Origin of the sequence: Nostoc sp., assembly GCF_036917465.1 — a bacterium.
GTDB lineage: Bacteria > Cyanobacteriota > Cyanobacteriia > Cyanobacteriales > Nostocaceae > Nostoc.
In genome coordinates this window covers 195,207-209,380 of sequence record NZ_JBALDL010000087.1, presented here as the reverse complement: position 1 = coordinate 209,380, position 14,174 = coordinate 195,207, and the positions used below count along the sequence as shown (strand labels likewise).

Genomic DNA, 14,174 nt, shown 5'->3' with positions numbered 1-14,174 from the left:
TTCTTTTGTCACCATATCCCGCCAGGATTAGAATGCACTTGCTGTAGGGCGGACAATTATTTCATTGACATCAACATCATCCGGCTGGGCTACGGTATATAATACGGCTCTAGCGATCGCATCTGGAGTCAGTGCGGTTTTGCGGAGTTCTTTCAAAAAGCCTTTTGCTGGTTCATCTGTAATATCAGAGCCGAGTTCAGTCTCAACCACGCCAGGGGATATTATTGTAACACGAATATTTTTCGATTCTTGACGCAATCCATCGGATATAGCCCAAACAGCATATTTTGTCGCGGAATAGACTGCGCTGGTAGGGCCTACCATGTGTGCGGCGATGGATGCGGTATTGATAAACTGTCCACCACCTTGCGCTTCCATGATGGGTAGACCAGCAGCTATGCCGTTTAAAACGCCGTGGATATTCACGTTAATCATGTTGTCCCACTCTTCGACTTTCAGGGCATTCATCGGCGATAGGGGCATCACGCCTGCATTGTTAAAGATGACATCGACACGACCAAATTTCTCTTTAGCAAAGTGAATGAACGCTTTCATATCCTCACGATTGGCGACATCTACGGCTTTGAATTCTGCTGTGCCGCCTTCATTGTGGATATCCTCAACAATCTTTTCTAGCTTTTCTGTGCGCCGTGCGCCTAAAACCACATTTGCACCATTTTTGGCGAGTAACTTAGCGGCGGCTTCACCGATACCGCTACTAGCTCCAGTGATGACAATGACTTTATTTTCTACGTTTAACATAGTTAATTTTTTCCTCTGTTGAGGTTGAACTTTGGATGTGTTCATCGTATAAGTAAGGGCAAAGTTTTGGAATACACAGACCTCGCACTTTATTGCCTAATTCTCCAAATCGATGTTCTACAATGTCCACAAAAGAATGATTAAATTAATCCAAGAACATTGTGACGATCAAAATTATCAACCAAGTCATAGACCAAAGTGCGATCGCTCATCAATGTCAAGAATTGGCAGCACTAGTCACTCGTCACACCAATGGCAAAGGGAACGGTTTTCATAAAACAGCTATTGAGCAGCTGGAATTTCAGCGAGAATCTTCTGTTTCTACCACACTACAGGGTGTTTGCGAACCTATCCTCGCCATCCTTGTCCAGGGCAAAAAGGAAGCGTTGCTGGGTGAGGAAACCTATTGTTATGGCGCGGCTCAATATCTGGTCGTCTCGGTTGATTTGCCATTGAGCGCATTTATTGTTGAAGCAACCCCAGAAAAACCGTATTTAGGATTCAAGCTGAATCTAGATCCACGTGAACTCTGCGATATTATTACTGCTCAAACCAGTGTGATTGAGGGTAAGAATAACTCTGTCAGAGGCTTATTTGTCAGCACCGTCGATATACCATTGCTCGATTGCGCTCTCAGACTGACACGACTTTTGGATACGCCACAGCATATTCCGATTCTTGCACCACTGATTATCCGCGAAATCTATTATCGCCTTTTAATGGGTGAACAGGGCGAAGCTGTCCGCCAGATTGCGACATCCGGCAGCAATATGCAGCGCATCGCCGAAGTGATAAAACTCATCAAGGCTGATTTTACAAAGCCGATGCGGGTTGAGGAGCTAGCTGGACAGGCAAGTATGTCTCCTTCATCTTTTCATCATCATTTCAAGTTAGTGACATCAATGAGTCCACTTCAATATCAAAAGCAATTAAGACTATTAGAAGCACGTCGCCTGATGCTTGCCGAAAACTCCGATGCGGCTAATGCTGCCTATCAGGTGGGTTATGAGAGTCAATCACAGTTTAGCCGCGAATATTCCCGGATGTTCGGTGCGCCACCAATAAGGGATATTGAACGGTTACGCACAGCCTAAGAGACGCGATAAATCGCCGTCTCTACAAGTGTTTTGGTCTTATCTGAACTGTATTGATAGCAACGCTATGAGCGATAGCGAGTCATCGAGCGTCTTGATTCTGAATTCTTCTTCATCAGCTTTGCATTGGCACAATTGCTTACTTTACAAATCTTCATAAAAGTTTTATTGCGATATATCGTGATATATTCCGATATATCGTATAGTAGAGAAAGTTGATTTGAGATTGATTTATGTTTAGACATTTTCGTTCACGGTTTGGAACACCTGCATTGGCAGGAGTTAGCGAAGAGGATTCATTGCTTGTCAGGTCTTGGTTTATGCATGATAAGCATCATGGTAGAGAGCATGGCAAACACTTTGGTAATGAAATGTTTGGTCGTGGTTGGGGAGATGAACATCGCACTCGTCGGGGTGACATCAAGTTCATCCTGCTGGAATTGTTATCCGAGCATCCTAGTCATGGTTACGACCTGATTAAAGAGATGGAAACTCGTTATGGTGGTTTCCGTCGCCTCAGTCCTGGCTCAGTGTATCCAACACTCCAATTGCTGGAGGAAGGGGGTTATCTCAAGAGCGCACAAGAAGGTGGCAAGCGGATTTACACGATCACCGATGAGGGTAGACAATTATTAGCAGAACGTTCCCAACAAGAGACTTCAGATTCTCCTTGGGATACCGTCAAAAGTTTCGTGAAAGGTAAACCCCAAGAGTTTATGGAGTTGCGGAATGCTGCAACAGAATTAGCTGCTGTTGTAGTGCAGGTTGCTCGTAGTGGCAATGTGGAGCGAATAAATCGGGTTCGTGAGCTTTTAGAGCAAGTTAAACGGGAAATTTACGCGATTCTGGCAGAAAAATAAGTAGAGAGGCAAAAATTTGCATCTCTACTCTCTACATTCTCAGATTTTGCGCTTACAGGTTAGAAGCGATCGCACTTAAATCTTCTTCAATGAATGAGTTAAGAAATGTCCACAACTGCAAATCAGTAAAATCTGGAATTGCCATAAATGCGCCGACTTCCTGCAAAACTAGCGGATCGTGGGTGGAAGCGATGCCAATAGTGCGGATATCTGCGCCCACTGCCGCCTGAATACCAGAGGGAGAATCCTCTAATGCGATCGCTTCCTCTGCTGAAATCTCGAACTTATTCAGAGCGGCTAGGTAGGGTGCAGGATCGGGTTTACCTGCAATACAATCATCCGCTAAAACGACTGTATGGAAAGCTTCTTTTATTCCCAAAACCTCTAGCAAAAATTCTGCATTTAATCTAGGGGCATTAGTTACTAATGCGCGTTTTAACTGATGTGTCTCTGTCCATGCTAGTAGCTCAGAAAATCCATCCAATGGTTTAAGATTCGAGGCGAGTTTGCGAAAAAGCGCCTCTTTTTCGTCTGCAAATTTCTGCCCTTCTGCGGTTGATAATTGTGGCAAAATATCCTTAACAATTTCTGGATTTAGCCGTCCACTAATTCGGGATTTATAGAATGTTTCGTCAATTTCTATGCTGTAATTTGACAGCATTTCCTGCCAAGCTCGGTAGTGTATGGGGTCAGTGTTGACAATAGTGCCGTCGAGGTCAAAGAGAATTGCAGCTAGCATGATTTTTGGGTAAAATGTAAATAATTGTAAACTTAATCTACATAGTTTACATCGTTTTTTTGTCCTTAGCGATCGTTCTACCTCAATAGAGGGGAATACTTAGACTGTGACGTAAGCCCCTTGTGAATTATTGATAACCTTCTATGTAAGCAAATGCTAACCGCTACAAACTTTTTTCATGTTGATGACTTACTGGTGCAGATTTACAACTCTGAGGTCGAAATGGCCGAGGATGTTGCCGAAATCGCCCAAAAGCATTTACAGCAGGTTCTCAAACAACAAGATACAGCTGCTGTATTGTTAGCAACAGGTAACTCCCAACTCAAATTTCTCGATGCTTTGATTGCATTGGGTGGTGTAGATTGGTCGCGGATTATTCTGTTCCATCTAGATGAATATTTGGGAATTAGTGCTGACCATTCTGCGAGTTTCCGGCGCTATATGCGAGAACGTGTAGAGAAGCTGGTTGCTCCTAAAGAGTTTCACTATATAGAAGGTGATACACTGCAACCAGTAAACGAGTGCGATCGCTACACCAAACTATTACAAGCGCAACCAATAGACTTATGCTGTCTGGGTATTGGCGAAAATGGGCATTTGGCTTTTAACGATCCAGCAGTAGCAAATTTTCAAGATCCTTACAGTGTGAAACTAGTGAAGCTGGATACAGTGAACCGTCAGCAACAAGTAAACACAGGTCACTTTCCGAATCTAGAAACTGTTCCACAATATGCTTTTACTGTCACTATCTCAGCAATTTGTTCAGCTAAAAAAATTATCTGTCTGGCTCCAGAAAAACGTAAAGCGAATGTGGTAAAACGAATGTTGCAAGGAGCTATAAGTACAGACTGTCCGGCTTCTGTTCTCCGTCAACAATCCCAAGCGACGTTATTTTTGGATGTCAATTCTGCTAGCAGTCTGTCAAAATTTAATTGAGGGATAAATTAATTTTTCAATCTCTCTTATTTTTTCTTCCTTTGCGTCCTTTGCGGTTCGTTCCTTTACCCCTCATAACTAATGGGACAGACCACTAGTTAGCTGTGGTGAAGACGCACTGAGGACTAATGCACATTGCCTAATTCCAGCCATTACGTGAAGATAAGATATAATCCTAGCAAACACGTACTGTTAGCAGTATTGAATGCTGCCATCAACAGAAAGTGCATTCCCCTCCCAACACCAACTCCAAAAAACCCCAAGACCTTTTCTTAGTATGCGGACTCCAAAGTTTAGGGCAACATTGTGTTGCAGTCCTAAAGGAATACGATGTTAAAGTCAACGCCATTGACGATGTAGAACCCGAACATTGGGAAGTCCCAGAAGTACCAAGCTTACTAGAAAAGTTGATTGTAGGAGACTGCCGCCAGCCAAGTGTTTTAGAGCAGGCAGGTATAGGGGAATGTCGTTCAATACTTTTAGTCACAAGAAACGAGCGGATAAACATAGAAGCTGCCTTTGCAGCACGGCGACTTAATCCGCACGTTCGGCTGATTGTACGTTCTGATAAACAAAATTTCAACAAACTTTTGTCCGAAAATTTAGGCAATTTTGTTGCCTTTGAGCCTACCCATCTCTCTGCTCATGCCTATGCTTTAGCATCTCTCGGATCTGAAGCCATAGGGTATTTCACCTTGGAAGGGCAATTATTGCAAGTAATCAAGCACCAAGTAGAAGCGAAGGATAGCTGGTGCAATGGCAAGCCAGTACATAGACTGAATCTTACAACTCGCCGCATCTTGAGTCACACAACTGTTTCATCAGATCCACTTAAAGAATTGTTTGAATGAAATCCAGAAGCAGAAGTTCAAGTAGGAGACACCCTCGTTTACATTGATGTTGCATACGAACTAGCTTTATCTGAGGAACATACAAATAAATCTTACCGCCAAAGTTGGCGGTGGCAAGAGTTTGTCGAAGGCATCAAAACGAAGAATCTTAAGCAGAAAATAGTACAATTTTGGCAATCTTACTACCAAAGCCAAAATCAAATTCGGCGAATTGCAACAATTTATGGGATTACCGTAATCATCCTATGGTTCGTTGGAATAGTTCTTTACCGCTTGTATTATCCTGAGATCACCATGCAAGAAGCTTTCTATGCAACAGCAGTGTTGCTCTTGGGAGGATACGGAGATTTATTTGGCGGTGTTGAATTTAGATCGCAATCTGAACCCTCAGATCATATACCTTGGTGGTTGCGGTTGTTCAGTCTGGGACTCACGTTAACAGGTCAAGCTTTCGTGGGAGTATTATATGCCCTGGTTACTGATGCTCTTGTAACTTCCAGATTCCAGTTTTTCAATTCTCGTCCTCCCGTACCACAACGCAACCATGTAGTGATTATTGGTTTAAATCGCTTGGGACAGAAAGTGGCTGCTCTTTTGCAAGAACTCAATCAGCCGTTAGTGGGAATTCATGATACCACTCTCGACCAAGGGACTTTACCAGATATGCCCCTGATTGTTGGCAATACTGCCGAAGCACTGACTAAGGTGAATCTCTATCGTGCTAAAAGCATCGTTTTACTGGGGGACGATAATATGGAAAATCTAGAAATTGGTTTGATGGCTCATGCAATGAACCCGGCCACAAGCTTGATTATCCGCTCTCAAGATCGCCATTTTAGTGATAATATCGCCCCTCTGTTTCCCTATGCCCAAGTTTTGTGTGGCGCGGCTTTATCTGCGGAAGTCTTTGCTTGTGCTGCCTTTGGGGAAAATGTTCTCAGCTTGTTTCATTTGAGCGAGAAAATAGTCATGGTGACGGAATACAAGATTGAAGAAGATGATACCCTAAATGGGTTGCTTCTATCTGAAATTGCATCTGGCTACAGTGTTGTACCGATTATTTACCATAAATATCAGCGAGACAATTACTCGTTGATGCCTTGGTATGATGTTAAGCTTTATGCTGGCGATCGCTTGATTGTTTTAGCCACAAGCAGTAGTTTGCAGCGAATTGAATGGGGTGAAATGCTGCCTCGCCTCTGGCAGGTGCAGATCGAAAAAGCTCTGACTACAAATGCTATTATCTATGGGGCTGAAGAAATAGTCTTGATTACGGGATGTAGTTTAGCCACTGCTAGGCAATGGATGAATAATTTGCCTGGAATGTTGCCAATACCACTTTATAAACATCAAGCTCAACGTCTTGTGCGGGCGTTAACGAAAATCCAAGTTTTGGCAAATGTAATCTTTATTGGGCAAGGCAGTAGTTCAACTTGAGCGAAATAATATGCGATTATAGGGGCGAAATATCAATATATTGTGCCCCTACTAGTCTAATCTGAAGTTCACATAAATGACGGCTGTATGATTCTTACAGTGTGGTGAATACTATTTAGACCGAGTACCTGTTACTTCATTGGGATCGTTATAAGCTCGGACTTTATCACGATTACGAGCCAGACCGCCTAAACCGAGTAGACCAAATAAACCCAGCCAACCCCAATCGAAACCGCGATCGCTAGTTCTTTCAGAAGTTGTAACACCTGCATTCCTGTTAGTACCTGTTGTACCAGTGCTTGTAGAATCAGTACCTGTTGTACCAGTGCTTGTAGAATCGGTGCTTGTACCAGAACCTGAACCAGTGCCTGTGCCATCAGAACCTGAGCCACTCCCTGTAGTTCCACTGCCTGTAGTTCCAGTATCTGAGCCAGTTCCAGTGCCTGAGCCAGTGCCAGTAGTTCCAGTGCCTGAGCCAGTACCGGTAGTTCCAGTGCCTGAGCCAGTGCCAGTAGTTCCAGTGCCTGTAGTTCCAGTGCCTGAGCCAGTGCCTGTAGTTCCAGTACCTGAGCCAGTGCCTGTAGTTCCAGTACCTGAGCCAGTACCAGTAGTTCCAGTGCCTGAGCCAGTGCCGGTAGTTCCAGTGCCTGAGCCAGTGCCACCAATTCCACTTCCTGAGCCAGTGCCAGTTGTTCCAGTGCCTGAGCCAGTGCCGGTAGTTCCAGTGCCTGAGCCAGTACCTGTAGTTCCGGTGCCTGAGCCAGTACCTGTAGTTCCGGTGCCTGAGCCAGTACCTGTAGTTCCGGTGCCTGAGCTACTACCAGCAGTTCCGCTTCCTGAGCTACTGCCACCACTAGAACCTCCACTACCGGAGCCTCCGCTTTGGGCAAAAACAGAAGGAGGTAAGGATACAGAAGCGAAACTCATGGCAAAGACAGTAGCCAAAACAGCTTTAGATAAATGAAAAGGCTTCATGGTAATAGTTCCTTTTATGTTTTAGATTTCTGTGATTGATTGATGTTCAAAACTGATATTTTCTACTCAATCCAGTGCTAACTTAGGAAATTTTTGATAAGTAAGACACCCAGATTGAAGAGTCTTTTACCTAGTTTATGTTGGGAGAATTGAAAGCATTTGAAGCTCCCATAACACATGAATATTAGTCATATTCAAACTAATTAATAATAAGTAATTACTTCTTCATGATTAAGAAGCTACGGACTATACCGCGTGTTGGTGAGAAACAAGTAAGAATTATTATTGATAATATTCACTTGTATTCTAACTTTTAATTACTCATTATGAATTTTTATTTGTCATTCATTTGTAAGATAACAGCTAGTTTTTTGTTAGACTTCTCCCAGAGGGATAGAACCACTTCTGTCGCAGGAATTAATTTTGCCTTACAGTTAGCTTATCAATGTCAAGAGAATGAGATGTCTTGTAGCTGTACAACTAGATAAGCACAATCTTCACACTGGATATTTTGTCCGTGATTGGCACATCCATAAGGAGGATTGACAAAACACTCAGAAGGATCTTTAGGTGTCGGAGATTTTTTGGATTTTATAAAATATAAAAAATATAAAGTTACTTCTTATTTTTTGTCTACAAAAAATCAAGTCCTTGATTATAAAGTTTCATACCAACCAGAATGAAGATAATGATTTGTCTAAAAGTATTTGAGCCATATATTACTTCTTAAAACGTCCTCTAAAACTGGATTGTAGAACACCGTACAATACAATCTTATTTCAGATGAGTACTTAAAACTTCATACTCCAGGTGTGTCTTACTCCATACTTAAGGAATATTTTATTGCCAATTACTTGGTTCTTTTAATTTCACTATCAGAACTGATATAAATTCTTTTCCCTCTATTTATCGACTAAATATTGGTATCAAAGTTAAATAAACATAGGATTACTATTTGATTTTTGAACAAAATTATGTATTGTAGAGTGTGTCAGAACAAAGTTCGTAACGTGCCGTACTCTCCGTACTAACACAACGCCAGTGACGCTCCTGCGGACGCTCGTTCCTCGCTACCGCTACCGCTCAAGTCGGGAAACCAGCCTATGCGACTGGCTCCCCTACGTATTTTTTCAAAAATCAAACCGAATTCCTATAGATAGTATTCCCAAATCTGCTTAACTACAGACACTCAGGGGGAATTTATGAATTGTCCCTAGCGAAAAATCGGCGTTTTGCGATCGTTTGCATAAGTACTGAATATATTCAGATAACCTTAAGCAATACCTGCACTAGGAATAATTTTGACTGCAATCATATTCATGTCACGCTCCTAATCATAAGGAATGAGGATTAAATAATTGAAGCTTTGTAGTGTTCGCGTAGCCTCTCTACGAACTAATTTCAAGATTTTTTACATTAGTAAATCTAGTTTGAGTTATTCTCATCGGCTTACTTATCTCTCTTAAATCACTTTAAAAAAATAAAAATAAGAACCCATTTTTTAACTCAACTATAGATAGAGCGATAATTGGAACGTTTATTTTTTAATGGCATAGCTGAAATGGAGTTTTTGCTCACAATCCTATTTTGTAAGCATTCTAGATTATTCTCTGGCAAAATTAATAGAAAAGGAATATTTTAGTTCAGTAAATCACCACTATTTAGTTACAATTTTAGGATTGTCGTCATTTTTGATAGCACTCTTAAATTATGACAGAACTTTTAAATAATTTTTTCTTTACTAGCCAGTTTATTCCCCACGGACATTGCTACCTCTGGAAACCAGGATTGGTGTGGTTGCATTTGGTGTCAGATGTGTTAACTGGACTTGCTTATTATTCAATTCCAGTGATGCTAGTTTATTTTGTCCGTAAACGGCAAGATGTGCCTTTCGGTTGGATATTTTTAATGTTTGGCACATTCATTGTTGCTTGTGGCACAAACCATTTAATGGATGTATGGACGCTTTGGTATCCTACCTATTGGTTATCAGGGTTACTCAAAGCTTTCACCGCTTTTGTCTCTGTATTGACGGCTATAGAACTCATGCCATTAATATCCCAGGTATTGGCTCTACCAAGTCCTACCCAACTAGAGACTGCAAACTTCCAACTAGCAAAAGAAATTGCTGAACGCATCCGAACAGAGGAGGTGTTGAGAGAAAGTGAACAACGCTGGCAATTAGCTTTGCGCGGTAATAATGATGGAATTTGGGACTGGAATGTTAAAACTAATAAAATTTTCTTTTCCTCTCGGTGGAAGGAAATGCTCGGTTATGAAGACAATGAAATTTCCGATTGTTTAGATGAAAGGCTGAAACGAGTGCATCCAGACGATCTTAGCTGGGTGACACAAGCAATTCAAGATCACTTTGCTCAGAAAACGCCATTCTACACTACTGAGCATCGCGTTTTATGTAAAGATGGCACTTACAAATGGATTTTGGATCGAGGTCAAGCACTGTGGGATGAAGATGGTAACGTAGTGCGAATGACAGGTACACAAAAAGATATCACTAAGCGAAAACAAGCAGAGAAAGCATTAAGTAGTCTGCTGGAGCAATTAGAAAACAAAGTTGAAGAACGGACAGCAGAGTTAACAAAAATCAATCAATCACTACAGGCAGAAATTACTGAACGCCAGCGAATAGAAGAAGCATTGCGGGAAAGCGAGCAACGATTCCGCGCTACATTCCATCAAGCCGCCGTTGGCATCGCCCATCTAGCAATAGATGGCAGGTGGTTGTTAGTTAATCAGAGGGTTTGCGATATTCTTGGTTATACACCCGAAGAATTACAATTGCTAACTTTCCAAGATATTACTCACGCAGATGATATTAACATAGGGCTAAAATATATTGACCAGATTTTAGCAGATAATATTCAAACTTTCTCGATAGAAAAGCGCTATTTACGTAAAGATAGTTCCGTTGTTTGGATTAGTCTAACTGTCTCTTTAATGCGTGAACTTAGTGGTAATCCCAAGTACTTTATTTCCGTGATCGAAGACATTAGCGATCGCAAGCAGTGGGAGGAGCAAATACAAGCATCACTTTTAGAAAAAGAGGTATTATTAAAAGAAATTTATCATCGGGTAAAAAATAATTTACAAGTTATTTCTAGTCTACTAAGTTTGCAATCTGCTTATATCAAAGACAAAGACGATTTGGTAATATTCAAACAAAGCCAGCAACGAATTGCATCAATGGCTCTCGTTCACGAAAAATTGTATCAGTCTCAAGATTTAGCAAGGATTAATTTTGGTGAATATATTCGAGATTTGGTAGCAAGTTTATTTACTGCTTATGAAGTCAACGAAGATGCGATCGCTTTGGGCATAAATATCGACGATCAGGTATTTCTCGGTTTAGATACAGCAATTCCTTGTAGCTTAATTATTCATGAGCTTGTATCCAACTCCTTAAAATATGCATTTCCAGCAGATAAAAATGGTACGATTTATATCGAACTTAACCAAAATCAAGACCATGAAGTTACACTTATAGTTAGTGATGATGGAATTGGTTTACCACCAAATTTTAATTTCAAAAAAATTGCTTCTTTAGGCTGGCAGTTAGTAGATGCTTTAACCAATCAACTTTCAGGAAATATTAATATCCAAGGTGATCTGGGTGTGGAGTGTCGGGTGAAGTTTACATTAATATAAAAAGTTAAATATGACATCTGCAAAAATATTAGTTGTAGAAGATGAAGCTATTGTTGCCAAAGATTTACAAAATCGACTTATAAAATTTGGTTATAGAGTACCTGTAATTGCTTCTTCAGCACAAGAAGCAATTAATAGAGCAGTAGAAATATCCCCAGATTTAGTGCTAATGGATATTAAACTTAAAGGGCTAATGGATGGGATAGAAGCTGCCCAAGAAATCCATAAATATTTAGATATACCAGTGATTTATTTGACTGCTTATGCAGATGATAAAACATTAGAACGAGCCAAGATAACTGAGCCGTTTGGCTACCTACTCAAACCTTTTAAAGAAAGAGAACTACAAACAAATATTGAAATAATTCTAAATAAACATAGTTTAGAGAGGCAATTAAAAATAAATAAAAAATGGCTGGATGCACTTTTAAAAAGTATCGGTGATGGTGTAATTGCTAGCGATCTGCAAAAATTGGTAATTTTTATGAATCCGGTTGCTGAAAATCTGACTGGATGGAAACAGGAAGAAGCTTATGGCAGAAATTCATCAGAAGTATTCAATATTGCTAATGCAGATACTCATAAATCTATTGAAAATCCGATTATCAAAGTCCTTGAAGATGATATTATCGTCAATCTTCCAGCAGAAACTATTTTGATTACTAGAGAGGGTGAAGAAATACCAATTGATGATAGCGCTGCACCAATTAAAGACGATCAAGATAATATTACGGGTACTGTGTTAGTTTTTCGAGATATTACTGAGCGCAAACGAGCGATTGAAGCGCATAAAAGGCAAATTGAGCAAGAGCAACTTATAGTGAAATGGGAGGAAATAAATCAACTCAAAAATGATTTTTTGAATTTAGTTTCCCACGAATTGCGATCGCCTCTGAGTAATATGAAGCTGATGATTCAAATGATACAATTATCTACTGGTACTGAGGAAGCTCAACGCTATCTAGAATTGATGGAAGCGGAGTGCGATCGCGAGTTAGGATTAATTAACGACCTACTAGACTTGCAACACCTAGAAAGTTCATCCTATCCAGTTATTACCACTGATGCATTGCTCTTACGACAGTGGTTAGCTTGGATGATTGAGCCATTTCAAATCCGTGTTCAACAACATCAGCAAAGTCTACAGTTGAATGTCCCTTCAAATCTCCCGCCGTTGTTATCAGATGGCATTAGGTTGGAACGAATCTTAGTAGAATTGCTCAATAATGCCTGTAAATACACACCTGCGGGTGGTGAAATCATCCTACGTGTAAGTCACAACTCCTTGGGAACGCCTGCAAAAACTATAATTACTATCAGTAATTTAGCAGAAATTCCAGCAATAGAGCTACCACGAATCTTTGAGAAATTTTATCGCATCCCCAATGCAGATATCTGGAATCAAGGTGGTTCGGGATTAGGTTTACCTATAGTACAAAAATTAGTCGAACAACTGCAAGGAAACATTGAAGTAGAAAGCCGTAACGGATGGACAAAATTTATCATTACATTAACTGATTTATTATAGCTTTTTAGCTCTTATGAAAATTTCATTGCTCAAATTTATCCTACACATCAATTATTAGAGGGGTACATCTATACACCTCCAATAACTGATGTTATAAAAATTTTGTTAATGCTATGAGATAATTAGAGCAAATTATTAAATCTAGAAAAATGCCATTAACTATATCTTCCACACCTCAAGGTTTTAGTGCATTTATTACTAACTTAGGAATACGCGATGCGACTGATGATTTTGTATTTATCAAATCATCAGTTCCTTGTGTTGCTGATGGAGTCTTCACTCAAAGTCTTTTCGCTGGGCCAAGTGTTACTATTAGCCGTGAGAACTTAAAAGATTCACAATTACAAGGAATTGTCGTTATATCTAAGAATGCAAATGTCGCTAATGGTGCTATTGGCATCGCTGATGCCCAAGAGGTTCTACAATTAGTTGCAACTGAAACTGGAATTGCTGCACAGAATATTGCGATAGCTTCTACAGGCGTAATTGGCAGACGTTACCCGATTGAAAAAATCCGAGCAGGTTTATTAGGACTAGGAGAAAAATTGATTGCTGCTGATTTTAATGCCGCAGCCCGTGGTATTATGACCACCGATACAGTATCAAAACTAGCTACACGACAAATAGGCAATGCGAAGCTGGTAGGAATTGCTAAAGGTGTTGGCATGATTGAGCCTAATATGGCTACACTCCTAACTTTCTTTTTTACTGATGCTGCTATTTCTGCGAATAGCCTTCGTTCGATTTTTCGCTCTACTATAGATAAAACTTTTAACTGCTTAAGTGTAGACACTGACACTTCTACTAGTGACTCCGCCGTGATTCTAGCTAATGGAATAGCCGGTGAAGTTTCAGAAACTGATTTTGCTAGTGCATTGCAAGAAGTTGCCCAAGAATTGGTGTTGAAAATTGCCAGAGATGCCGAAGGTGCTACCAAAATTATTGAGGTAACTGTAGATTCAGCCATTAACTATACACAGGCGAAAAAAGTAGCTAAAGCAATTGTCAATTCACCATTAGTAAAAACCGCCGTCTATGGGGCAGATCCGAATTGGGGACGAGTTGCTATGGCTATAGGCAAATGTGAAAATGAACAGCAGATAAATCAAGAACGAGTTGTTATTAGTTTTGATAATGTAAAAGTTTATCCTAATACCTTAACTAATGAAAATCTAGAACAGCTACGACAAATCATGTCTAAAGATAAAGTAGATATTCATGTTAGCCTAAATATTGGCAAAGCTTCTGCAACTGTATGGGGTTGCGATCTTTCGGAGGGTTATATAGAAATTAATGGCAAATACTCAACTTGATTCAAGTTTGCAT

11 protein-coding genes are annotated in these 14,174 nt (G+C 40.4%); 8 read left to right on the top strand and 3 right to left on the bottom strand.

The window, feature by feature from the left end; all coding sequences use genetic code 11:
* Positions 1–27 precede the first annotated feature (27 nt).
* A complete protein-coding gene (locus V7K38_RS23075) occupies positions 28–762 on the bottom strand; it encodes an SDR family oxidoreductase (protein WP_334861011.1) in 735 nt (244 codons plus the stop codon).
* A 158-nt stretch (positions 763–920) separates the two neighbouring features.
* Between V7K38_RS23075 and V7K38_RS23070 the strand changes: the two genes are divergently transcribed.
* Positions 921–1,856: an AraC family transcriptional regulator gene (locus tag V7K38_RS23070; RefSeq protein ID WP_334861049.1), complete on the top strand. Its 936-nt coding sequence runs from the start codon at positions 921–923 to the stop codon at positions 1,854–1,856.
* 233 nt (positions 1,857–2,089) lie between these two features.
* The gene (locus V7K38_RS23065) at positions 2,090–2,716 is read left to right on the top strand and encodes a PadR family transcriptional regulator (protein WP_334861009.1); all 627 of its coding nucleotides are present in this window, start codon (positions 2,090–2,092) and stop codon (positions 2,714–2,716) included.
* A 52-nt stretch (positions 2,717–2,768) separates the two neighbouring features.
* Here the strand turns inward: V7K38_RS23065 and V7K38_RS23060 are convergent, their stop codons facing one another.
* Positions 2,769–3,455, bottom strand: a complete 687-nt coding sequence (locus tag V7K38_RS23060; RefSeq protein WP_334861007.1) for an HAD family hydrolase — start codon at positions 3,453–3,455, stop codon at positions 2,769–2,771.
* A 153-nt stretch (positions 3,456–3,608) separates the two neighbouring features.
* On the opposite strand from V7K38_RS23060, the gene V7K38_RS23055 reads away from it, so the two are divergent.
* The 3 genes from V7K38_RS23055 to V7K38_RS23045 all read left to right on the top strand — a co-directional run bounded on the left by V7K38_RS23055 (position 3,609) and on the right by V7K38_RS23045 (position 6,679).
* Positions 3,609–4,391, top strand: a complete 783-nt coding sequence (locus V7K38_RS23055) for a glucosamine-6-phosphate deaminase (protein WP_334861005.1) — start codon at positions 3,609–3,611, stop codon at positions 4,389–4,391.
* 224 nt (positions 4,392–4,615) lie between these two features.
* Entirely contained in the window at positions 4,616–5,242 is a 627-nt protein-coding gene (locus V7K38_RS23050) for a potassium channel family protein (protein ID WP_334861003.1), read from the top strand.
* A gap of 294 nt (positions 5,243–5,536) precedes the next feature.
* Positions 5,537–6,679 (top strand): potassium channel family protein, encoded by a 1,143-nt coding sequence (locus V7K38_RS23045; protein ID WP_334861001.1) that lies wholly within the window; start codon positions 5,537–5,539, stop codon positions 6,677–6,679.
* Positions 6,680–6,790: 111 nt separating this feature from the next.
* Here V7K38_RS23045 and V7K38_RS23040 read toward each other — a convergent pair whose 3' ends face one another.
* Entirely contained in the window at positions 6,791–7,654 is an 864-nt protein-coding gene (locus tag V7K38_RS23040; protein ID WP_334860999.1) for a hypothetical protein, read from the bottom strand.
* Positions 7,655–9,364: 1,710 nt separating this feature from the next.
* Here V7K38_RS23040 and V7K38_RS23035 point away from each other — a divergent pair.
* The 3 genes from V7K38_RS23035 (at position 9,365) to argJ (ending at position 14,161) form a co-directional block, all read left to right on the top strand.
* Positions 9,365–11,320, top strand: a complete 1,956-nt coding sequence (locus V7K38_RS23035; RefSeq protein WP_334860997.1) for a PAS domain S-box protein — start codon at positions 9,365–9,367, stop codon at positions 11,318–11,320.
* A gap of 10 nt (positions 11,321–11,330) precedes the next feature.
* Positions 11,331–12,848: a hybrid sensor histidine kinase/response regulator gene (locus V7K38_RS23030; RefSeq protein WP_334860995.1), complete on the top strand. Its 1,518-nt coding sequence runs from the start codon at positions 11,331–11,333 to the stop codon at positions 12,846–12,848.
* A gap of 149 nt (positions 12,849–12,997) precedes the next feature.
* Positions 12,998–14,161 carry a bifunctional glutamate N-acetyltransferase/amino-acid acetyltransferase ArgJ gene (gene argJ / locus V7K38_RS23025; RefSeq protein ID WP_334860993.1) on the top strand — a complete coding sequence of 388 codons (1,164 nt, stop codon included), beginning with the start codon at positions 12,998–13,000 and terminating at the stop codon, positions 14,159–14,161.
* The last annotated feature ends 13 nt before the right edge of the window (positions 14,162–14,174 follow it).

Excerpts from the sequence above, each read along its gene's own strand:
- V7K38_RS23075 (WP_334861011.1), bottom strand. The coding sequence starts at position 762 with ATGTTAAACGTAGAAAATAAAGTCATTGTCATCACTGGAGCTAGTAGC.
- V7K38_RS23065 (WP_334861009.1), top strand. The coding sequence starts at position 2,090 with ATGTTTAGACATTTTCGTTCACGGTTTGGAACACCTGCATTGGCAGGA.
- V7K38_RS23060 (WP_334861007.1), bottom strand. The coding sequence starts at position 3,455 with ATGCTAGCTGCAATTCTCTTTGACCTCGACGGCACTATTGTCAACACT.
- V7K38_RS23055 (WP_334861005.1), top strand. The coding sequence starts at position 3,609 with ATGCTAACCGCTACAAACTTTTTTCATGTTGATGACTTACTGGTGCAG.
- V7K38_RS23045 (WP_334861001.1), top strand. The coding sequence starts at position 5,537 with ATGCAAGAAGCTTTCTATGCAACAGCAGTGTTGCTCTTGGGAGGATAC.
- V7K38_RS23040 (WP_334860999.1), bottom strand. The coding sequence starts at position 7,654 with ATGAAGCCTTTTCATTTATCTAAAGCTGTTTTGGCTACTGTCTTTGCC.
- V7K38_RS23035 (WP_334860997.1), top strand. The coding sequence starts at position 9,365 with ATGACAGAACTTTTAAATAATTTTTTCTTTACTAGCCAGTTTATTCCC.
- V7K38_RS23030 (WP_334860995.1), top strand. The coding sequence starts at position 11,331 with ATGACATCTGCAAAAATATTAGTTGTAGAAGATGAAGCTATTGTTGCC.
- argJ (WP_334860993.1), top strand. The coding sequence starts at position 12,998 with ATGCCATTAACTATATCTTCCACACCTCAAGGTTTTAGTGCATTTATT.